General features: G+C 61.5%; 21 protein-coding genes. 12 read left to right on the top strand and 9 right to left on the bottom strand.

Annotation, left to right across the window (positions count from 1 at the left end):
• Window position 1 precedes the first annotated feature (1 nt).
• The 4 genes from sucB (at window position 2) to FFA61_RS09275 (ending at window position 3,251) form a co-directional block, all read left to right on the top strand.
• The gene (sucB, locus tag FFA61_RS03940; RefSeq protein WP_005963592.1) at window positions 2-1,780 is read left to right on the top strand and encodes a 2-oxoglutarate dehydrogenase, E2 component, dihydrolipoamide succinyltransferase; all 1,779 of its coding nucleotides are present in this window, start codon (window positions 2-4) and stop codon (window positions 1,778-1,780) included.
• A gap of 259 nt (window positions 1,781-2,039) precedes the next feature.
• Window positions 2,040-2,363, top strand: coding sequence for a helix-turn-helix domain-containing protein (locus FFA61_RS09285; RefSeq protein WP_217495740.1), 324 nt, complete (start codon window positions 2,040-2,042; stop codon window positions 2,361-2,363).
• A gap of 110 nt (window positions 2,364-2,473) precedes the next feature.
• Complete coding sequence (locus tag FFA61_RS09600) at window positions 2,474-2,647, top strand: IS3 family transposase (protein WP_423213316.1); 174 nt, start codon at window positions 2,474-2,476, stop codon at window positions 2,645-2,647.
• Window positions 2,604-3,251 (top strand): IS3 family transposase, encoded by a 648-nt coding sequence (locus FFA61_RS09275; protein WP_207382579.1) that lies wholly within the window; start codon window positions 2,604-2,606, stop codon window positions 3,249-3,251. The genes FFA61_RS09600 and FFA61_RS09275 overlap by 44 nt, the downstream gene beginning before the upstream one ends.
• A gap of 169 nt (window positions 3,252-3,420) precedes the next feature.
• Here FFA61_RS09275 and FFA61_RS03930 read toward each other — a convergent pair whose 3' ends face one another.
• The gene (locus FFA61_RS03930; protein ID WP_005963591.1) at window positions 3,421-4,701 is read right to left on the bottom strand and encodes a protein kinase domain-containing protein; all 1,281 of its coding nucleotides are present in this window, start codon (window positions 4,699-4,701) and stop codon (window positions 3,421-3,423) included.
• A gap of 110 nt (window positions 4,702-4,811) precedes the next feature.
• On the opposite strand from FFA61_RS03930, the gene FFA61_RS03925 reads away from it, so the two are divergent.
• The 4 genes from FFA61_RS03925 to FFA61_RS03910 all read left to right on the top strand — a co-directional run bounded on the left by FFA61_RS03925 (window position 4,812) and on the right by FFA61_RS03910 (window position 8,492).
• Window positions 4,812-5,504, top strand: coding sequence for a DUF4191 domain-containing protein (locus FFA61_RS03925; protein ID WP_005963589.1), 693 nt, complete (start codon window positions 4,812-4,814; stop codon window positions 5,502-5,504).
• A 314-nt stretch (window positions 5,505-5,818) separates the two neighbouring features.
• Window positions 5,819-6,754, top strand: a complete 936-nt coding sequence (locus FFA61_RS03920) for an ABC transporter substrate-binding protein (protein WP_005963587.1) — start codon at window positions 5,819-5,821, stop codon at window positions 6,752-6,754.
• 59 nt (window positions 6,755-6,813) lie between these two features.
• A complete protein-coding gene (locus tag FFA61_RS03915; protein WP_005963585.1) occupies window positions 6,814-7,722 on the top strand; it encodes an amino acid ABC transporter permease in 909 nt (302 codons plus the stop codon).
• Between the two features lie 14 nt (window positions 7,723-7,736).
• Window positions 7,737-8,492, top strand: a complete 756-nt coding sequence (locus FFA61_RS03910) for an amino acid ABC transporter ATP-binding protein (RefSeq protein ID WP_005963584.1) — start codon at window positions 7,737-7,739, stop codon at window positions 8,490-8,492.
• A gap of 24 nt (window positions 8,493-8,516) precedes the next feature.
• On the opposite strand, the gene FFA61_RS03905 is transcribed toward FFA61_RS03910, so the two are convergent.
• Together FFA61_RS03905 and FFA61_RS03900 are read right to left on the bottom strand one after the other, a co-directional pair.
• Window positions 8,517-8,699: a hypothetical protein gene (locus tag FFA61_RS03905; protein ID WP_005963582.1), complete on the bottom strand. Its 183-nt coding sequence runs from the start codon at window positions 8,697-8,699 to the stop codon at window positions 8,517-8,519.
• 25 nt (window positions 8,700-8,724) lie between these two features.
• Window positions 8,725-8,913, bottom strand: coding sequence for a hypothetical protein (locus FFA61_RS03900; RefSeq protein WP_005963579.1), 189 nt, complete (start codon window positions 8,911-8,913; stop codon window positions 8,725-8,727).
• A 49-nt stretch (window positions 8,914-8,962) separates the two neighbouring features.
• On the opposite strand from FFA61_RS03900, the gene FFA61_RS03895 reads away from it, so the two are divergent.
• A complete protein-coding gene (locus FFA61_RS03895; RefSeq protein ID WP_005963578.1) occupies window positions 8,963-9,154 on the top strand; it encodes a hypothetical protein in 192 nt (63 codons plus the stop codon).
• Window positions 9,155-9,267: 113 nt separating this feature from the next.
• Here the strand turns inward: FFA61_RS03895 and FFA61_RS03890 are convergent, their stop codons facing one another.
• Entirely contained in the window at window positions 9,268-10,878 is a 1,611-nt protein-coding gene (locus FFA61_RS03890) for an ABC-F family ATP-binding cassette domain-containing protein (RefSeq protein WP_005963576.1), read from the bottom strand.
• 104 nt (window positions 10,879-10,982) lie between these two features.
• On the opposite strand from FFA61_RS03890, the gene FFA61_RS03885 reads away from it, so the two are divergent.
• Genes FFA61_RS03885 through FFA61_RS03875 form a run of 3 tightly spaced genes read left to right on the top strand, consistent with a single transcriptional unit; the run spans window position 10,983 to window position 14,747 of the window.
• Complete coding sequence (locus tag FFA61_RS03885; RefSeq protein WP_005963574.1) at window positions 10,983-11,669, top strand: queuosine precursor transporter; 687 nt, start codon at window positions 10,983-10,985, stop codon at window positions 11,667-11,669.
• A complete protein-coding gene (gene tgt / locus FFA61_RS03880) occupies window positions 11,666-12,979 on the top strand; it encodes a tRNA guanosine(34) transglycosylase Tgt (RefSeq protein WP_005963572.1) in 1,314 nt (437 codons plus the stop codon). The genes FFA61_RS03885 and tgt overlap by 4 nt, the downstream gene beginning before the upstream one ends.
• A 37-nt stretch (window positions 12,980-13,016) precedes the next feature.
• Window positions 13,017-14,747: an AMP-binding protein gene (locus FFA61_RS03875; protein WP_005963571.1), complete on the top strand. Its 1,731-nt coding sequence runs from the start codon at window positions 13,017-13,019 to the stop codon at window positions 14,745-14,747.
• A gap of 892 nt (window positions 14,748-15,639) precedes the next feature.
• Here the strand turns inward: FFA61_RS03875 and FFA61_RS03870 are convergent.
• The 5 genes from FFA61_RS03870 to sufD are packed head-to-tail and all read right to left on the bottom strand — an operon-like array spanning window position 15,640 to window position 19,798.
• Window positions 15,640-16,059: a metal-sulfur cluster assembly factor gene (locus FFA61_RS03870; RefSeq protein WP_005963570.1), complete on the bottom strand. Its 420-nt coding sequence runs from the start codon at window positions 16,057-16,059 to the stop codon at window positions 15,640-15,642.
• A complete protein-coding gene (gene sufU / locus FFA61_RS03865) occupies window positions 16,056-16,526 on the bottom strand; it encodes a Fe-S cluster assembly sulfur transfer protein SufU (protein ID WP_005963569.1) in 471 nt (156 codons plus the stop codon). The genes FFA61_RS03870 and sufU overlap by 4 nt, the downstream gene beginning before the upstream one ends.
• Entirely contained in the window at window positions 16,526-17,818 is a 1,293-nt protein-coding gene (locus FFA61_RS03860) for a SufS family cysteine desulfurase (RefSeq protein ID WP_005963568.1), read from the bottom strand. Before FFA61_RS03860 ends, sufU begins: the two co-directional genes overlap by 1 nt.
• Complete coding sequence (gene sufC, locus FFA61_RS03855; protein ID WP_005963567.1) at window positions 17,815-18,567, bottom strand: Fe-S cluster assembly ATPase SufC; 753 nt, start codon at window positions 18,565-18,567, stop codon at window positions 17,815-17,817. Before sufC ends, FFA61_RS03860 begins: the two co-directional genes overlap by 4 nt.
• Before the next feature lie 55 nt (window positions 18,568-18,622).
• A complete protein-coding gene (sufD, locus tag FFA61_RS03850; RefSeq protein WP_005963566.1) occupies window positions 18,623-19,798 on the bottom strand; it encodes a Fe-S cluster assembly protein SufD in 1,176 nt (391 codons plus the stop codon).

Genomic DNA, 19,798 nt, shown 5'->3' with positions numbered 1-19,798 from the left:
AATGGCAACTGATGTTCTCATGCCCGCATTGGGCGAATCGGTGACCGAAGGCACCGTCACCACCTGGCTGAAGTCCGTCGGCGACACTGTTGACGTTGATGAGCCCATCGTTGAGGTGTCCACTGACAAGGTCGATTCCGAGGTTCCTTCCCCGGTTGCGGGCGTTCTTCTTCAGATCGTCGTCCCCGAGGATGAGACCGTCGAGGTCGGCACTGTGATCGCCCGTATTGGCGACGCCTCCGAAGCCCCTGCCCCGGCTGCTCCTGAGGCGGCTCCAGCTGTTCCCGAGGCTCCCGCCGCACCGGCTCCGGCTGCACCCGCGGCTCCCACTCCGACTCCGGCGCCCGCCGCTCCTGCGGGCGGTGTCGAAGGCACCGAGGTCCTTATGCCTGCTCTTGGCGAGTCCGTCACCGAGGGCACCGTCACCACCTGGCTGAAGGCCGTTGGAGACCCGGTTGAGGCCGATGAACCGCTCTTGGAGGTGTCGACCGATAAGGTCGATTCAGAGGTTCCTTCCCCGGTCTCCGGTTTCCTCGCGGAGATTCGTGTCGACGAAGATGAGACTGTCGAGGTCGGCACTGTTGTTGCGATCATCTCCGCTTCGGCCCCCTCGGCTGCGGCGCCCGCAGCTGTGGCAGCCCCTGCTCCGGCTCCGGTCGCACCTGCACCTGCAGCTCCGGCTCCTGCCGCTCCCGCTCCGGCTCCGGTCGCACCTGCATCTGCAGCTCCCGCAGCGCCCGCGTCGGCACCTGCAGCTCCCGCAGCGCCCGCGTCGGCACCTGTCGCTCCGGCTCCTGCTGTTCCAGCACCTGCCGCTCCCGCACCCCAGGGCCTTAGCGCCGCCACCACAAGCGGCTACCTCACTCCGATCGTGCGCAAGCTCGCCCGCGAGGCAGGCATTGATCTTTCCACCGTCACCGGCACCGGCGTCGGCGGACGAATCCGTCGCGAGGACGTCGAGGCTGCTGTGAAGGCCCGCGAAGCTGCGAAGGCTTCGTCTGTTCAGCCTGTCGCCGCGCCCTCGGCCCCGGCCCACTCCGCCCAGCTCCGCGAACCCTCGCCTTTGAGGGGCACAAGCGAGAAGATGAGCCGACTGCGTCAGACGATCGCCCGCCGTATGGTCGAGTCCTTGCAGACTGCCGCCCAGCTGACGACCGTGATCGAAGTCGATGTGACGAAGGTCGCCGCGCTGCGCGCCCGTTCAAAGGACGCCTTCCTTGCGACTCACAACACGAAGCTCACCTTCTTGCCCTTCTTCGTCAAGGCCGCAACCGAAGCCCTTCAGTACCACCCGAAGATCAATGCGAGGATCGACGAGAAAGAGGTCACCTACTTCGATCACGAGAACATCGGCATCGCCGTTGACACTCCGCGAGGCCTTCTTGTTCCCGTCATCGCGAATGCCGGAGCCAAGGACATCCCCGGCCTCGCAGCCTCGATCAACGATCTTGCCGCTCGCACCCGCGATTCGAAGATCGGTCCCGATGAACTCTCCGGCTCGACCTTCACCATCACGAACACCGGTTCCGCCGGCGCGCTCTTCGACACCCCGGTTCTCAACATGCCTGAGACGGCAATCATGGGCGTCGGTGCGATCGTCAAGCGCCCGATGGTGGTGAAGACCGCGGATGGTTCCGAGTCGATCGCGATTCGTTCCATGGTCTACGTTTCCCTCTCCTACGACCACCGTCTCGTCGACGGAGCGGATGCGTCGCGCTACCTCATGGACGTGAAGAAGCGCCTTGAAGAGGGGGATTTTGAAGCAGATCTTTCGCTCTGACCCCTTCTGATCTTCTCGGTGGGGCCGTGTCTTCAGGTGGACTGCTCCCCGGAAGTTGGACTTGGTAATCGGGTTCCTTCTTCCGGGGAGTATTTCTGTGTTGTCATCGAGTAAGGCCAGCCAGGTCCAGCGTGAGCGGTTGGTTGAGTTGTTCGAGGATGGTTGGGGTTTCACGGCCGCTGCTAGGGGGGTTGGGGTTGGGGTCAAGACGGCTAGGAACTTGTGGGACCGGTGGCGTCTTCATGGCAGGCTTGCCCTTATGCGCAAGCCATCCCAAGCGTTCTACTCCTTTGAGACCAAGCTAGAGGCGGTCAAGCGTTTCCTTGCTGGACAGACCAAGCCTCATATCGCCAAGGACATGGGGCTGTCCTCACCCAAGGTCTTGGAGAGGTGGATACGGGCCTACCGGGTCCATGGTGAAGACGGACTACGCCCTAAACCCAAAGGACGCCCACCCAAGGCCTCATCCTTGGCCGCTGGTGGGGTCAGTGAGCTGGAGATGCTTCAACGTCGGGTGGAGTACCTGGAAGCTGAGAACGCCTACCTAAAAGCGTTAAGGGACTTGATGAACAACGAGTCCTAACCCGAGTACGGGTTGTTGTTGCTCTCAAGTCCCGCTACCCCTTGACGGTTCTTCTAGCCATTGCTGGTCTTGCTCGCTCCACGTTCTACTACCACCAGGCCCGCCTGGGAGTGCCTTGCAAGCATGCGCAGCTGCGCCAGCACATCCGCCAAGTCTTCCACGCAGCCAAGGCAAGGTATGGTCACCGGCGCGTTCGTCTGGCCCTGGCCCGGCTGGGCATAAAGGTTTCTAAGAAACTGGTTGCCAAGCTCATGGCCCAAGAAGGGGCTTGTCTGTATCACTAGGCCTCGGCGGCGTTACAGCTCCTACCGGGGTGGCGTCTCCAAGATCGCGCCCAATGTTCTAAACCGCCAGTTCCACGCTGAGCGGCCTAACCAGAAGTGGGTTAGTGATGTCACCGAGTTCCGCATCGCTGGGGTCAAGGTCTACCTATCGCCAATGATTGATGTGTATGATGGCAAGGTCATCGCCGCTACCCATGCCTTGCACCCCACAACCAAGCTGACCGCTGCTTGCCTGTCTAAGGCCATTGCTAGTGAACGCCCAGAACCAGGCTTGATCGTTCACACCGACCAAGGCATGCACTACCAACACATCTCCTGGCGCACCCAGCTCGAAGCAGCCAAAGCGATCCAGTCCATGTCCCGCAAAGGCAACTGCTACGACAACTCACTGGCCGAGAACTTCTTCAGCCACCTCAAAGCCGAGTTCTACCACCCGCAACGCTTCACCAGCGTCCAAGACTTCCTCACCAGGCTCCAGGACTACCTGACCTGGTACAACCACCACCGCATCCAAGAACGACTCAAGGGCCTGACCCCGGAAGAATTCCGAAACCAGGCCCCTTGCAGCCTAGAACGACAGGTACCCTTTAACCCGTCCAACTAACGGGGAGCAGTCCAAGAAGCAGCCCCACCTTCATCCTCGACGGCTAAGACCTTCTCTGAAGCTGCCACATGCTTGTGCTGAACTTACACCGTTGCCCTGAACCCCGCACACAAGACTCCCGGAGTTACGCCCGCGCTTTAGGCTCCCCCGCTTCGCCTTGGGCTTTTCCTCATTCCTCTACAGCACGGGCCTGCGTCCAGATCCACTCGGGGTAGGAGGCCACAAGATCGAAAAGAAACTCTTCACCGCCCGAAAGCTCCTGGCACTGCTCCGCTTCGCAGACTCGAGCGCTCTGCTCGCCAAGACGAACGCGCACCACCACGACGCCCTCGTCACAGGATGGATCGGCCAACACTTCGATCCGCGTTTTCAACGCTTCAAAACGCATTCCAGAACTCTTCACAGCCTCGATCCGAGCCCGGTCCTGCTCGAGCAAAGCTCCCCCGATAACCTCCTCAAGCCCCAAAGGATCACGAGACTCCAGGGCATGATCACGCTGCTCGAGCGCCCGGTGCAGCGCTGAAGCGGCTTCCTCTTGACTCGGACACACCAGCCCCGATTCAGCGCTCAGGGCCGTGGAAGGAGAGGAAGAGGACAAGACGATCATTCCCAGCCCTACGCCGAGCCCGACTCCGGCGGCGAGTACAAGAAGACCAAGAGGCGCGATCTTCCTTCGGTGGCGCACAGGGATCCGCATTGTCTCTTCGCGTGCGGCGGCGACGCGCAATCGAGATCCAGCGTCCTCATCCGTGGTCAGCACCGCAGCTTGGGGCGCTCTCTTCTTGCTCCGTATCCCCTCTCGAGTATCCTCCAAGCCTCCCTCCTTGCGCCTGTGAAGGCCGTCGGCCTCGAGCTCATGAACAGCCCCCTTCTTCGCCGCAGCCGCTGTGCTGCTCCGCTCCTGAGAAGGAGCACTAGTCTCGAGAGCCTTTTCGATCCTTTCCAGAGCCTCCCAATCGCTCTCGCAAGTCTTGTGTGAGGACACAGACCAGCCGACGCTTCCCTCCCCCTCATTGACGGGAACGGCGAGATCCACGATGACCGCCTTTTCCCCGTTGACAATAATGTTCGCCGGTGCGAGATCACCGTGAACAATCCCTGCGGCATGAAGAGCTCGAACACCGCAACGCAGATCCTCAATGATCTTCTCCCTAACGCCCCGAGGCCGGAGTTGATCCGATCCGAGAAGCAGATCCAGAGGACGCCCGTCGACTCGCTCCTGGATCAACGCCCAGCGCCCGTCCTCGTGACGCACGACATCGACGAGGCGCGCAACGCAAGGACTCGTGATCGTGGACCAGGCGCGCCAGCGTTCGAGCGTACTCTCACCGAAAGCGGAGGAATAGACGCTGATGAGCACACTTTCACCCGAGGACGAGGTCGCCGCCCACAGTGGGCCAAGCGCACTCATATGAACGATTCCGCCGAGCTCGTACCCTTCAATCTTCATGTTTCAACTCTCAGCGCGATTCCGCTTCGAGGCAAGGGGCCGCGTATCCTGTGGATAAAGCCCCTCGGGCACGGGCGAACAGCGCCCCAGACAGCTAGGAACATCCCGCTATGAGTGAGAACAACACCCCGAAGAAGCGCCGCTGGTATCACAACCTCGCAGATGCCTACCGCATCACGAAGCGGACATACCCGTGGATCGCGTGGCTGCTCGTCGGCTCTGCGATCCTCACCTTGTGCCTCGCCCTCGTCATTGCGGCGCTGACGAATGGCAATTGGATTCTGTGGACGATTCTTGGCATCGCCCTGGGTGCGACCGTCGCGATGACGGTTCTTTCCCTTTTGGTTCGTCGCGCTATGTATGCGCAGATCGATGGAACGGTCGGCTCCGTTTACGCGGTTCTCTCGCAGATCAAGTCCGGTTGGATCATTTCCGAAGAGCCGGTCAATGTGACGCGTGAGCAGGATGTGATCTGGCGTCTGATCGGTAGGCCCGGCGTCGTCTTCATCTCCGAGGGCCCCTCGAACCGTGTTCAGCCTCTTCTTTCCGCTGAACGTAAGAAGGTCTCCCGCGTCATTAAGAACGTTCCCGTTCATGTCATCCAGGTCGGCCACGATGAAGGGCAGATTGAGCTCGCGAAGCTCGAGGGGCGCCTGAGGAAGCTGAAGAAGGTTCTGACGAAGGAAGAGGTTCCCGCGGTTTCGGCTCGTTTGAAGGCGCTCGGGTCGCGCGGCCTGCCGATCCCCAAGGGCGTGGATCCCACGAAGGTCCGTCCCAATCGTCGCGCCATGCGCGGCCGATGATTCGAAACTCACTTCGATTCCTTGTTCTTCAAGAGCCCGGTTCGTTTCCCTCGAGCCGGGCTCTTCCACATCTCTTTCACGCGCGCTCGTCTATGTGGGGCAAGGGCGAATGATCGGCTGCACAGGTGTTGGCATTGCCGAGGGGCAGGCCTGAGAGTTCGCGTGTACACGCAGGACTACAGCACTGTGAGGGCAAAGAGAGCACTGTGAGTGCAAGGAGCCCCACGGGAGCGAATCCGAGACAGATTATGCATATTATGCATTCCAGTGCATACTAAGTTGTGTTGACGGACCCCATCACCGGAAGGCACCCCATGCGCACTCTTCCTGCAGCCATCGCCCTCGCCGCTTCCGCGGCCCTCCTCCTCGGCGCCTGCTCAGACCCGAGCCCCTCCACCTCGAACAGCGCCGACTCCACCTCTACAGCCACCACCGCTGCGATCACCCCCTTCGACGTCACGACCATCCCTGTCTCAGAAGAAGTCGCTGCCCTCGTCCCCCAGGCGGTCAAGGACCGCGGCGTGCTGCGCAACGGTGCCTCCACGGACTACGCTCCCGGTGAATACCTCGCCGAAGACGGCCAGACCCCCGTCGGCTACGATGTCGACATCGTCAAAGCCCTCGCCCAGGCGATGGGCCTGAAGAACGGCACCACTGAGACCGCAATCTTCGACACGATCCTGCCCGCCCTCGGCACCAAGTTCGACATCGGCGCCTCCTCCTTCACCATCACCGCCGAGCGTGAAGAAGCCGCCAACCTCATCTCCTACGTCCAGGTCGGCTCCGCCTACGCAGTCGCCAAGGGCAACCCGAAGGGCTTCAACCCGGCCGACCCCTGCGGCACTACCATCGGCGTCCAAAACGGCACCTTCCAGCACGAATACGCCGAGAAACTCTCCCAGGAGTGCGTTGACGCGGGCAAAGAGAAGATCCAGGTCATGCCCCTTGATCTGCAGACTGACGTGTCCGTGAAGGTCATCGGCGGCCAGTACGACGCCACTCTCGCGGACTCGACCGTCATCGGCTTCACCATCTCCCTCGCCGAAGGCCAGCTCGAACAGGTCGGCGAAGTCCTCGAAGCGGCACCCCAGGGCATCGCAGTCGCCAAGAACGACACCGAACTCGCGCTCGCCGTCCAAGCTGCAATGCAGTACCTCATCGACGAGGGCTACCTCGAAAAGATTCTCGAACCCTACGGCTCGCAGGACGCTGCTCTCAAGACCGCCGAACTCAACCCGGCGGCGCTCTGACCGACTGAGGGCGTGGGCCGATACCCTTGCGGTATCGGCCCACTTCCAGTGAGGAACACATGGCACACATCAAAGACGGCGTCGAACTGATCGACGCAAAACCCGTCCCACGACCCGGGCGCTGGGCGAGCGCCATCATCGTCGCCCTCTTCGCACTGCTCCTCGCTCACGCGCTCGTGACGAACCCGAACTTCCAGTGGGGAGTCGTATGGCAGTGGCTCTTCTCCAAGACCATCGTCTCAGGGGTCATGTACACCCTGCTCCTCACGGTCATCGCCATGGTTATGGGCACGATCCTCGCGATCACCATGGCGATCATGCGCCAATCCGTGAACCCGGTCCTGCGCTGGGTCGCGACCGCGTACATCTGGTTCTTCCGCGGCACCCCGATCTACACGCAGCTCATCTTCTGGTCGCTCCTGCCGAGCCTGTACCCGCAGATGTCCCTGGGAATCCCCTTCGCTCCTCCCTTCGTCACCGTCGACACCGCCACCTACTTCACCTCCTTCTGGATGGCGTTCATCGGCTTGGGCCTCAACGAGGGTGCCTACCTCGCAGAGATCATCCGCGCGGGCCTCCTCTCCGTTGACAAGGGCCAGTGGGAGGCCGCCACTGCCCTCGGTATGCCCCGTTCAATGATCTTCCGGCGGATCATTCTGCCCCAGGCGATGCGCGTTATCGTCCCGCCCATCGGCAACGAAACGATCTCCATGCTCAAGACGACCTCTCTCGTCTCCGCGATCCCCTACACGCTTGAACTGACCTTCGTTGCCTCAACGAAGGGGCAGAACCTGTTCAAACCCGTGCCGCTCCTCATCACTGCGGCGCTCTGGTACCTCTTCATCACCACGATCCTCATGTGGGTCCAATCCCATATCGAGCGCCACTTCGGCAAGGGTTTCGAGCGCCGCGAGGACACGAACGCCGAGAAGACCACCAACACTCAGTTTCTGGATGTGACACCGTGACCAATGAAACCCCTATGGTCTCCGTTCGTGGAGTCCACAAGTTCTTCGGCAATCTCCACGTCCTCAGGGGCATTGACTTGGACATCGCCCCCGGGGAGGTCTGCGTCATCCTCGGCCCTTCGGGTTCTGGCAAGTCGACCCTGCTGCGCTGCCTCAACCAGCTTGAGGAGATCAACGCCGGCAGGGTGAGCGTCGAGGGCGAGCTCCTCGGATACCGTGAGGGCGCTAAAGGCCAGCTCTACGAGCTCCCGGACAAGGTCATTGCCTCCCAGCGCTCGCGCATCGGCATGGTGTTCCAGCGTTTCAATCTTTTCCCGCACAAGACTGCCCTCGAGAACGTCATGGAAGCGCCCGTCCGCGTCGCGAAGGTCGAGAAGGCGACAGCGAAGGCGCGTGCACTCGAGTTGCTCGAGCGGGTGGGCCTGGCTGATCGCGCCGACCACTACCCTTCAGAACTCTCCGGCGGCCAGCAGCAACGCGTCGCGATCGCGAGGGCGCTCGCCATGGATCCGGAGATCATGCTCTTCGACGAGCCGACTTCCGCCCTCGACCCCGAACTCGTCGGAGAGGTGTTGCAGGTGATGAAGGATCTGGCGGCTTCGGGTATGACGATGGCCGTCGTCACCCATGAGATCGGCTTCGCCCGCGAGGTCGCCGACACCGTCGTCTTCATGGACGAGGGGCAGATCGTCGAAATGGGCTCTCCCGCCCAGGTCATTGACAATCCTCAGGAGGAACGGACGCGCGAGTTCTTCTCGAAGGTCTTGTGACCCTGTCGCCATCGCCCCTCGGGACTACTCTTCGAGAACACGATCCGGGTCGAGGAGCGGCGCACTCACTTCGATGAGTTCCTTGCCGCCCTCACAGCGCAGCTGGATGAAATAGTTCTCGGAGAGCGCCGGGATCTGTGAGACGGATTTCCCCATCTCTTCAAGGACCTGCCGGTCGGCAAGGAGCTTGGAGTTTCGAACCTCCATCCTGCGGCCCCCGCTCTCGCTGTCTTCAGATCCCTTCGGGAACAACGAGGAAGCCCTTCGGATCATCAGGAATGACAACACCCGAGGCCGGGTAGGGATCGAGGGCGGGGTCTGGGACCGAGAGAGAGTGAAACGCCTCGAAAGTCTGATCGGAAACGTTCTCCACGGTGAAGTACCACGAGATCCTCTGCTCGCCGCCACAGATGATCCACATTCACCACTGGAACCCGCAATGAGATCGTCAAGTCGGGTAGGATGCGGGAATGGAGATCATTGCGTGGGTGGTCATTGTCCTCATCGGCATCGTCGGGCTGGGGATCTGGTGGCATTTCTCCTTGCGCAGGCGCATTGATGCCAGAATGCATGAAGCCCAGCCTGAGGAGAGGCAGGCTCTCATGGACATTCAGCGCGATATCGATCGGGGTAAGGCCGCCCGCCAGGGTTTCTTCTTTTGAGCTCCTACCAGCGAATTGACATCTTCACACCGATTGAGGGCCGCAAGTATTGTGAATAAGCCGCGGTGATCTGACAAGGCTCTAAACGCCCGCACTACATCAGCCATGCCACCTTAAGTCAGCGTGACCAGATCAAGGTAGGAATCGTCCCACAGGTCCTCATCCGCGTCGGGCAGGAGGAGCACCCGATCGGGATGCAGGGCCAGGACGGCACCCGGATCGTGGGTGACGAGGACGACCGCGCCCTCGTAGGAGCCGAGGGCGTTGAGGATCTCCTCGCGCGATGCCGGATCCAGGTTGTTCGTCGGCTCGTCGAGCAGGAGCACGTTCGCCCCCGACACGACGAGGGTCGCAAGCGCAAGCCGGGTCTTCTCCCCACCGGACAAAACCGACACCGGCTTATCGACGTCATCTCCTGAGAAGAGGAACTGGCCGAGGATATTGCGCAAATGCGTTTCGTCCAGCTCAGGGGCGGCGTGCGCCATATTGTCGCGCACACTCGCCGCATCGTCGAGGGTCTCATGCTCCTGGGCGTAATAGCCGAGCTTGAGGCCGTGCCCGGGGATGACCTCGCCCATATCCGGCTCTTCAATGCCGGACAAGAGGCGCAGCAGGGTCGTTTTGCCCGCACCGTTCAAACCGAGGACCACGACCTTCGCTCCGCGGTCGATCGCAAGATCCACACCTGTGAACACCTCGAGGGAACCATAGGACTTCGACAAGCCCTCGGCTGTCAGCGGCACCCGCCCCGAGGGCGATGGATCGGGGAAACGCAGGCGCGCAACTTTCTCCTGCACCGCTTCGGCACCGGCCTGGGCGAGAAGCTCTTCCGCCCTTCGCAGCATCTGCTGAGCGGCAACAGCTTTCGTCGCCTTCGCTCGCATCTTTTCCCCCTGGGCGCGCAGCTGTTCCGCCTTCTTCACGGCATTCGCCCGCTCCTTACGACGGCGCCTCTCGTCCTCCTCGCGCTGCTTGAGGTAGGCGGACCATCCGAGGTGGTAGATGTCAATTTCGGCGCGCGTCGCATCGAGGTAGAAGACCTGGTTGACGGTCTCCCCCAGCAGCTTGACGTCGTGAGAGATCATCATGACGCCGCCGGGGAAGGTCTTGATCCAGTCGCGCAGCCAGATGATCGAATCGTGATCGAGGTGGTTCGTCGGCTCGTCCAACAGCAGAACATCCGCGCCGGAGAAGAGCACGCGAGCAAGTTCCACACGGCGCCTTTGCCCACCGGAAAGAGTGTCCAGAGTCTGCTCGAGGACCCGATCCTCGAGCCCCAAAGAGTGAGCGATCTGGGCAGCTTTGGCGTTCGCCGCCCACCCTCCCTGGGCGGTGAACTCCTGGTCGAGACGCACATAGCGTTCCATCGCCTTTTGCTGGCGAGCGCCCACGGTCGAAGCCATCTCGTGCTCGGCCTTACGGATGCGCGCGATGATCTGATCAATGCCGCGAACGGAGATGATCCTCTCCCGGGCGGTTATCGATTGGTTCCCGACATGCGTGTCCTGCGCGAGGTAGCCGAGCGCACCATTCGAGGTGATCGTCCCCTCATGCTCCGCCGCTCCATGATCCGCCTCACCGGCCAGGAGGCGCATTGTCGTCGTCTTCCCGGCCCCATTACGACCGACGAGGCCGATGCGCATGCCCTTATCGATGCGGAAACTCGCATTGCGCACGAGTTCACGGGCTCCGATTCGCAAGGAGAAGTTCTGAACATTGATCACCCGACGATCCTAGTGGCTGTGGGCTGTTCTACCCTGTTCCAGTTCCTCGATTCCACGCAGGTGAAGGCACAATGGGAGGGACTTCACGACAGACAAGGCTCTTCATGATCGACTCCCCCGGCGCCACCTCCGAGCGCGCACCCCGCATTTTCGACGTCATCGCCGTCATGTTCGTCGCTTTCCTCCTCATTTCGAACATTGCCGCAACGAAGGTGACGGCCCTGGATGCCGGGCCGATTCACCTCGTCTTCGACGGGGGCGCGATCCTCTTCCCCCTCACCTACGTCCTCGGCGATGTGCTCTCCGAGGTCTACGGTTTTGCTCGGGCAAAGCGAGTTATCATCCTCGGATTCATCATGTCGGTTCTCGCCTCCCTGACCTTCCTCCTCGTGCAAGTCGCACCCATCGGCCCCGGATACGAGAATCAAGCGGCCTTCGAAGCGGTCCTCGGTTTCGTTCCCCGTATCGTTGCAGCCTCCGTTGTCGGCTATCTCGTCGGGCAACTCGTGAACTCCTTCGTCCTCGTGAAGATTCGTCAGCGCTGGGGTGCCGAGCGTCTGTGGGCGCGCCTCATCGGTTCGACTCTGCTCGGCGAAGCCTTCGACACGGTCCTTTTCTGCACAATCGCCTTCGTGGGGATCATTCCCGGCCGCGACTTTTTCAACTACGTGCTCACCGGTTACGTCTACAAGGTCGGCGTGGAGGTCGTCCTCCTTCCGATCACCTACCGCGTGGTCGCCCTCGTGAGGAAACACGAAGGTCTGAAACCTGAGGAGGTTCTCGCCGCATGAACACCCACTGGCTCGCCACTGCCCCAAGCCCCCTGCCCGCTTCAGGCTCGAACCTTCCGACTCGCGACCGCGGCTTCGACCTGGGCACCCGTTTGAACGCCGGGCCCGGACTTGGCCGCACTGGTGTCCTGCACACTGCGCACGGCGAGATCCACACCCCCGCTTTCATCCCGGTCGGCACGAAAGCCAATGTGAAAGCGCTCGTCCCGGAAATGCTCGCGGCCCTGGGCGCCCAGGCGGTCCTCGCGAACGCCTACCACCTGTATTTACAACCCGGTTCCGATCTCGTAGACGAGGCCGGGGGGCTTGGCTCTTTCATGAACTGGCCGGGCCCCACCTACACGGACTCGGGGGGCTTCCAAGTCCTCTCCCTGGGAGCAGGATTCAAGAAAGTCCTCTCCCAGGAGTTCTCCGGTTCGGCGAACACAGACGATCCGCGCCTCCATATGCAGGCCGTGAAAGCCTCCGAAGCGGTCGTCGACGAGGACGGGGTGGTGTTCCGCTCCCACATTGACGGCACCAGACACCGTTTCACCGCGGAAGTGTCCATGCGGATTCAGCACGAGCTCGGAAGTGACATCATGTTCTCTTTCGACGAGCTCACTTCCCTCCTGCACCCCCGCTCCTATCAGGAAGAATCCTTGGAGCGTACCCACGCTTGGGCGAGGCGCTGTCTGCGCGCCCACGCACGCCTCACCGAAGAACGAGTTGACAAGCCCTATCAGCAGCTATGGGGTGTCATCCAGGGGGCCCAGTACGAGGATCTTCGCCGAAAGGCCGCACGGACCATGGCGGAAATGGATGAAGGCGGGTGGCGTTTCGACGGTTTCGGTTTGGGCGGTGCTTTGGAGAAGGAGAACCTCGGGACGATCCTGACCTGGGTGAGTGAGGAACTCGGAGAGGATCGCCCCCGCCATCTCCTCGGCATTTCAGAACCGGAGGACTTCTTCAGTGGGGTCGAGGCCGGGGCTGACACTTTCGACTGTGTGAATCCTTCTCGCGTGGCCCGCAACGCTGCGATCTACTCTCCCGATGGCCGTTTCAATGTGACGAATGCGCGATTCAAACGCGATTTCTCGCCCCTCGTTGAAGGCTGCGGCTGCTACACCTGCACGCATTATTCGGCCGCCTACGTCCACCACCTGTTCAAGGCGAAGGAGATGCTCGCTTCCACTTTGGCGACGATCCACAACGAGTGGTTCACCGTCCGCCTGGTCGACGCGATCCGCGATTCCATTGACAATGGGGACTACGAGGCTTTCCGAGATGACATGCTCGGACGCTACACCTCGAAGGGATCGCCAGCGTGAAAGCCCACTCCAGCATCCAGACTCTTCAGGGAGGTTCATGGTGAATCAGATCGTGACCGAGGCCAGGCGTTTCTACGATCCGGGCTGCCCCTATGAGATCCCCGTCCCCGAGACCTCCCTGTTCTCCCTCCTCGAAGATGCGGCTTCCTTCTACCCGGATCGGATAGCGCTCGACTATTTCGCTAAGACGATGAGCTACCGAGATCTTTACGAGTTCTCCTTGCGCGCGGCGGGTGTCTTATGGGATGCGGGAGTGCGCAAAGGTGATGTCGTTGCCATTGCCCTGCCGAACTGTCCTCAAGCGCTCATCGTCTTCTACGCATGCATGAGGATCGGTGCTGTTGCCGCCCAGCACAATCCTCTTGCACCCGCCGAAGAGATCGCCGACCAACTCCGCCGCCATGGCGCGAAGATTGCGATCGTGTGGGAGAAGTGCGCTTCGAACTTTTCTCTGGACGATTCTGCTCTTGAGACTCTTTTCGTTGTGGATATCACCTACCACATGCCCGTGTCGAAACGCGTGGCGCTCAATGCTCCCCTCGCGAAAGCACGTAGGCTTCGCGAACAGATGCGCTCACCGCGTCCCCACAATGCCCGGTCTTTTGATCTCGCCCTCGCCAGTGCCAGAAGAATCGACGAGGACGTCGAGGGGGCTGAAGGATTAGATCGTGCGGTCATCTTGCATACGGGAGGGACGAATGGTGTTCCAAAGTCTGTGCCTCTCACCCACCGCAATATCGGGGCGAATGTTAACCAGTGTCTCTTTTGGGTGTGGCGTCTTCACGAGGGCGCGGAAACCTTCTTCTCGCTATTGCCCTACTTCCACGCTTTCGGACTGACCTTCTTTTGTTGCGCGGCCATTGGGAAAGCGGCGACGCAGATCATCTTGCCGAAATTCGACGTGGATCTCGCCCTCGAAGCCCATAGGCGACGCCCCGTCACCTTCTTCGTCGGTGTGCCCCCAATGTTTGAACGCCTGGAACGTCGAGCCGCTGAAAGTGGGGATTCTCTGCGTTCCATCCGCTACTCGGTCGCCGGCGCAATGCCGCTTTCAGTTGAATCTGCGAAGCGCTGGGAGGAGGCCACCGGCGGAATGATCGTCGAAGGATATGGGCTCACCGAAACCTCTCCGGTGCTCATGGGGGCGCCATTATCGCCTTTGCGTCGTCATGGGGTGCTTGGCTTGCCTTTCGCTTCAACCGAGGTGCGCCTCGTTGATTTGGATGATCCTTCACGCGATGTTGCCGAGGGCGAGCCGGGTGAGATCCTCGTTCGCGGCCCGCAGGTCTTCGAGGGGTATCTTGACGCTCCTGAGGAAACGGCGCGCGTCTTCACCGAAGATGGCTGGTTCCGTACGGGCGATGTCGGTGTTCTTGACGATGGGTTCTTGCGGATGACCGATCGGAAGAAGGAGCTCATTCTTTCCGGTGGTTTCAACGTGTATCCCAGCCAGGTGGAGGCCGCGATCCGTGGACTGCCCGGAGTCAAGGATGTGGCGGTCGTCGGATTGCCGAGCGGGGACGAGAAGGAGGAGGTCGCCGCGGCCCTCGTCCTCGAAGATGATGCGCCTGCGATTACTGTGGAGCAGGTGCGCCTGTGGGCGGAGCGAAGGGTCTCTCACTACGCTCTGCCGCGAGTTGTCTCCGTTCTTGTGGATCTTCCGAGGAATCCCTTGGGGAAGGTGATGCGCAGGAAGGTTCGCGAGCAATTGCTCGCTGCCCGCCAGAATCCTTCGTCTCAGGATGGGAAGAAGTCTCCGATGGCTTAGGGGGCCCTTTGCGGCTAAGGCGCACTTACTTATTGCTGTGGTCGAGGTCTTTGACGTCATTGGGGCGCGGCGTCTTAGGGGCCCGGCGTTTTAGGGCTCCTCAGCCCGGGGCCCTCTTGTCATTCAAGCTGAAGTTGTGGAGCCTAAGGCAAAGGCGGGGTACTTGGGTCTCATGCGGAGATGGGGGACTTGGGTCTAGGCGGAGGCGGGGCGCGAGCATTCTTGCTGGCTGAGGGCACCTGAATGCCTCCCAAGGTCGATCCGCACAAGGCCACACACCATCTCGACCCACCCCGCTACCAGCCGACGCAGCCGAAAACATAATCAGGGTGCCCAAACACCCCCGAACGCCGATCCCAACAACCCCACACACAATCTCGACCCACCCCACCACCACCCGACACGGCCGAAAACATAATCAGGGTGCCCAAACACACCCGAACGCCGATCCCAACAACCCCACACACAATCTCGACCCACCCCACCACCACCCGACACGGCCGAAAACATAATCAGGGTGCCCAAACACCCCCGAACGCCGATTCCAACAACCCCACACACAATCTCGACCCACCCCACCACCACCCGACACGGCCGAAAACATAATCAGGGTGCCCAAACACTCTCCACAATCCATCTGAACGACACATGCCCCGCGAATACCTCCGCGTTATGCGGTATCACCCCAGGATTCTTCTCAGCCCGACTGCTCCACAACAGCGCGACATTTCGGAGCAATAGAACGACAATTTGGGGCGACAGAGCAACGTTTTCGGGCAACAACGCAGCGCCCCCGGCCACAAGACCTTTGGAGCAACAGCGCGCCACTGTGGGCCGACAACGCGGCGCCCCGGCCACAAGACCGGGGCGCCTACAGTCAAGCTCGTGGAGCTCAGACGTTGAAACCAATGGCACGCAACTGATCGCGCCCATCCTGGGTGATCCGATCCGGACCCCACGGCGGCATCCACACCCAAGAGATCACAACCTCAGGGCTCAGGGTCGACAAGATCACCTGCGCCTGACGTTCAATGACATCGGTCAGCGGGCAGGCCGCCGAAGTCAGAGTCATCTCGAGGACGATCGAGTCGTTTTGTGCAATATTGATCCCGTAAACGAGGCCCAAGTCGACAATATTGATGCCAAGCTCCGGGTCGATGACATCGCGGAGTGCTTCGAGGACGTCCTCCGCTTTGAGGCTTCCCTTCTCGATGACATCCGTTCCCTCAATCGAGCGGAGCACCGGTTCAGCAGACTCGGGAGCGGCGAAACGCTGCTCCACCGGTTCGGACTTGGCCATGGGGTTGTTCATGCTCTGTCTCCTGCGATATCGGTTCCAAGCTTCGCGAGTGCATCGCGCAGCGCATACCAGCCAAGAAGCGCGCACTTCACGCGGTTCGCGAACTGGGACGTCGATTCAAGAGCCGCCGCGTCTCCGAGCAGGTCAAGAACTTCTTCGGGCACGCCGCGATTGCGTGAATGCATCATCTGTTCCATCGCCCCATAAGCTTTCGCGACCTCGTCAATACTCGGTCGTTCATCGACGAGTTCGGCGAGCATCGACAGCGAGGCCTGCGAAATGGAGCAGCCGTCTCCGTCCCACACGATCCGCTCAATGGCACCATCAGGTGCGAGCTGCACACCCAGGGTGACTTCATCTCCACAGGTCGGGTTGACCTGGTGGCTCGATGCGTCAACGCCCTCGACCGTGCCGAGCCCGTGACGGGCTCTCGCATGATCGAGGATGACCTGTTGGTAAAGCTGTTCGAGACTCGGCATCAGTGTCCTTTGAAGAAGGAGCGGACGCGCCCGAGGGACGCGATGAAACGGTCGATCTCCTCCGGGGAGGTCATCGGCGCAACAGAAACGCGAGCCGACGAGCGCACACCGAAGAAGCTGTGGAGGGGAATGGCGCAATGGTGGCCGACACGAATCGCAACATCATCAGCGTCGAGTACCTGACCCACGTCATGAGGATGCACGCCCTCGACTGCGAAGGCGATGACACCGATGCGCTCCAAAGCGCCGCTAGGCCCGAGGACCCGCACCCCCTCAAGATCGCGGATCTGTTCGAGGAGGCGGGCGGTGAGTTGTTCTTCCTGAGCGCGGATCCGATCCATGCCGAGCTTTGAGAGGTATTCGAGGGCTGCGGTCCAGCCTGCGATCTGGGCGACCGGCTGTGAGCCCGCTTCGAACCTCTCAGGCGCCGGCATGTAGGTGGAGCCCTCCATTGTGACGTTTTCGATCATGGAGCCCCCGCTCAAGACAGGAGGCATCGCTTCAAGGAGCCCCCTCCTTCCCCATAGGGCGCCGACCCCGGTGGGGCCGAGCATCTTATGCGAGCTCATCACCGCGAAGTCGACGCCGAGGGCTCCAACATCAATGGGCATATGGGCGCTCGACTGGCAGGTGTCGAGAAGGACCAGGGCGCCGACACAGCGCGCTTTTTCGACAATCGGAGCGACCGGGGAAATCGCGCCTGTCACATTCGAGACGTGCGTGAATGCGACGAGCTTCGTGTTCGCGCTGATCCTGTCGAGGGTCTCGAGGTCGATACGCCCATCAGGTAAAAGGTCGAGCCAGGCGAGCTCAGCGCCCGTGCGGGCGCAGAGTTCCTGCCAGGGCACGAGGTTCGCGTGGTGTTCCGCCCGAGTCGTGACGATCCTGTCTCCCGGCCCGATCCTCAAAGGAGCAGCTGCTTCTCCTCCACGCCCCAGCGAGGCGTGCCCGATTGACAGAGCCACGAGGTTGATCGCCTCGGTCGCGTTCTTCGTCCACACGATTTCCTCGGGGCGGCCCCCGATGAAAGAGGCGAGGGCGGCGCGCCCGTCCTCGAAAGCCGCAGTGGACTCGTCGCCGAGCAGGTGCGTACCCCGGTGAACCGCAGCGTTCGAGCGCCGGTAGAAGTCCGCTTCGGCGGAGATCACGCACTCGGGCTTCTGAGAGGTCGCTGAGGTATCAAGGTACGCGATTGGCTTCCCGCCCCGTCCCTTGCGGGACAGGATCGGGAAGTCCGCTCGAATGGCGTCAAGCTCTGCGGCGGTGAAGGCCGCGCCCACGGGAGTGTTCACAGACCGAGGTACTCGTCGTAGCCGTTCTCTTCAAGCTGGTCGGCGAGCTCGGGGCCGCCTTCAGCGACGACACGGCCCGCGACGAACACATGAACGTGACTGGGCTTGATGTAGCGCAGGATGCGCGTGTAGTGGGTAATGAGCATGACGCCGCACCCAGTTTTGTCGTGGACGCGGTTCACGCCCTCGGACACGATGCGCAGGGCATCAACATCGAGGCCGGAATCGGTTTCGTCGAGAACCGCGAAGCTGGGCTGGAGAAGTTCAGCTTGGAGGATCTCGAGCCTCTTCTTCTCACCGCCGGAAAAACCCACGTTCACATCGCGCTCGGCGAAGTCGGGGTCCATGCGCAACAGCTCCATGGATTCCTTCACGTCCTTCACCCAGGTGCGCAGCTTCGGAGCCTCACCGGTGATCGCGGTTTTCGCGGTGCGAAGGAAGTTGGATACGGACACTCCCGCGACCTCGACCGGGTACTGCATGGCAAGGAAGAGCCCAGCCTTCGCCCTCTCATCCACACTCATTTCGGTGATGAGCTGGTCGTCGAGCCAGGCTTCGCCCTGGGTGATCTCATAGTCGGGGTGACCGGCGAGAGCGTAGGCGAGGGTGGACTTGCCTGAGCCGTTCGGACCCATGATCGCGTGGATCTCATTCGAGTTGATGACCAGGTTGACGCCCTTGAGGATCTCCTTGGGCCCCTCCGGGGTCTCGACGGAGACGTGAAGGTCCTTGATAGTCAGAGTCGACATTTCTTCTCCTGTTCGCGCAGATGCGCCAGTGTTTCGGTTGTGCGCTCTGCGCGCTTCAGTTGCGGTTCTTCGCGAGTTCGGCTTCGACCGATTCCATGAGGTGGTCGATGACCTCGGGCACGCCGATCTGGTTGATGAGTTCGGCGAAGAAGCCCCTCACGACGAGCCTGCGGGCATCCATTTCAGAAATACCGCGGCTCATCAGGTAGAAGAGCTGCTCATCGTCGAAACGTCCGGTCGCCGAAGCATGACCGGCGCCAGCGATTTCACCGTTCTCGATCTCCAGGTTCGGCACGGAGTCAGCCTTCGCGCCCTCGGTGAGCACGAGGTTGCGGTTGAGTTCGTAGGTGTCGGTGCCGTCCGCGGTTTCACGGATGAGGCAGTCGCCGATCCACACGGAGTGCGCGTCCTCGCCTTGGAGGGCGCCCTTGTAGGTGACCCGCGAGTAGCAGTTCGGCTGTGAGTGGTCCACGAAGACTCGGTGCTCGAGGTGTTGTCCGCCGTCCACGAAGTACAGGCCGAGCATGGTGAGTTCCCCGCCGGTCCCGCGAAAGTCCGTGTCCGAGCAGATGCGGACGAGGTCGCCGCCGAAGGTGACGACGATGTGCGTGAGCTTCGTGTCCTTGCCGAGGGCGAGGCGGTGGTTCGAAGCGTGCAAGGAGGTGTCGTCCCATTCTTGGATGGAAACGAAGGTGAGCTTCGAGGCGTCGGCCGCGTTGAGTTCGATCGTCTGATTGAGGGCTGCTTCGGGGCTGCCGCGGTGCGAAAGGATGATCGTCGCTTCGGCGAGCTCACCGACTTCGATGCGGATGTGCTGGGGTCGGGTTCCCTCAATGGCATCGACGTTCAGGCGGATCGGCTCAGCCAGGACGCTTTCCTTGGGAATCGTGATGATGGTGGATTCGGTGAAGGTGTTCCATGCGACGACGGCTGTGCGGTCGCCGGGGGCGAGGACCGTGCCGAGGCGCTCATCGTCGCGGCCCGCCTTTTCAACGATCACGCCTTCGGGAGCCTCAACGGTGACGGGGGCGTCGCCCTCGGCGTAGGAGGCGGGGTCGAAGAGGCGGTCGATTCGCCGGATCGGGGTAAAGCGCCAGTCCTCTTCGCGTCCGCGCGGAACGGGAATCGCTTCGAGGTCGAAGGAGACGGGACGATCCGCGCGCGAGGCGTGGCCTCCCTCTTCGTTCGGACCGTGCGAGTGGGGCTTGGCCATTGCTGTTGCGGTGGTCAT

Origin of the sequence: Schaalia cardiffensis F0333, assembly GCF_005886435.1 — a bacterium.
GTDB classification, from domain to species: domain Bacteria; phylum Actinomycetota; class Actinomycetes; order Actinomycetales; family Actinomycetaceae; genus Pauljensenia; species Pauljensenia cardiffensis.
This window is presented reverse-complemented; position numbering and strand designations above follow the sequence as displayed.

Bases quoted from the DNA above. Each gene is read 5' to 3' on its own strand.
- FFA61_RS03870 (WP_005963570.1), bottom strand. From the start codon at position 16,059: ATGAACAACCCCATGGCCAAGTCCGAACCGGTGGAGCAGCGTTTCGCC.
- FFA61_RS03905 (WP_005963582.1), bottom strand. From the start codon at position 8,699: ATGGAGGTTCGAAACTCCAAGCTCCTTGCCGACCGGCAGGTCCTTGAA.
- FFA61_RS09285 (WP_217495740.1), top strand. From the start codon at position 2,040: ATGCGCAAGCCATCCCAAGCGTTCTACTCCTTTGAGACCAAGCTAGAG.
- sucB (WP_005963592.1), top strand. From the start codon at position 2: ATGGCAACTGATGTTCTCATGCCCGCATTGGGCGAATCGGTGACCGAA.
- sufU (WP_005963569.1), bottom strand. From the start codon at position 16,526: ATGCCGAGTCTCGAACAGCTTTACCAACAGGTCATCCTCGATCATGCG.
- FFA61_RS03920 (WP_005963587.1), top strand. From the start codon at position 5,819: ATGCGCACTCTTCCTGCAGCCATCGCCCTCGCCGCTTCCGCGGCCCTC.
- sufC (WP_005963567.1), bottom strand. From the start codon at position 18,567: ATGTCGACTCTGACTATCAAGGACCTTCACGTCTCCGTCGAGACCCCG.
- FFA61_RS03930 (WP_005963591.1), bottom strand. From the start codon at position 4,701: ATGAAGATTGAAGGGTACGAGCTCGGCGGAATCGTTCATATGAGTGCG.
- sufD (WP_005963566.1), bottom strand. From the start codon at position 19,798: ATGACCACCGCAACAGCAATGGCCAAGCCCCACTCGCACGGTCCGAAC.
- FFA61_RS03910 (WP_005963584.1), top strand. From the start codon at position 7,737: ATGGTCTCCGTTCGTGGAGTCCACAAGTTCTTCGGCAATCTCCACGTC.
- FFA61_RS03925 (WP_005963589.1), top strand. From the start codon at position 4,812: ATGAGTGAGAACAACACCCCGAAGAAGCGCCGCTGGTATCACAACCTC.
- FFA61_RS03900 (WP_005963579.1), bottom strand. From the start codon at position 8,913: ATGTGGATCATCTGTGGCGGCGAGCAGAGGATCTCGTGGTACTTCACC.
- FFA61_RS03885 (WP_005963574.1), top strand. From the start codon at position 10,983: ATGATCGACTCCCCCGGCGCCACCTCCGAGCGCGCACCCCGCATTTTC.
- FFA61_RS03895 (WP_005963578.1), top strand. From the start codon at position 8,963: ATGGAGATCATTGCGTGGGTGGTCATTGTCCTCATCGGCATCGTCGGG.
- tgt (WP_005963572.1), top strand. From the start codon at position 11,666: ATGAACACCCACTGGCTCGCCACTGCCCCAAGCCCCCTGCCCGCTTCA.
- FFA61_RS03875 (WP_005963571.1), top strand. From the start codon at position 13,017: ATGGTGAATCAGATCGTGACCGAGGCCAGGCGTTTCTACGATCCGGGC.
- FFA61_RS03915 (WP_005963585.1), top strand. From the start codon at position 6,814: ATGGCACACATCAAAGACGGCGTCGAACTGATCGACGCAAAACCCGTC.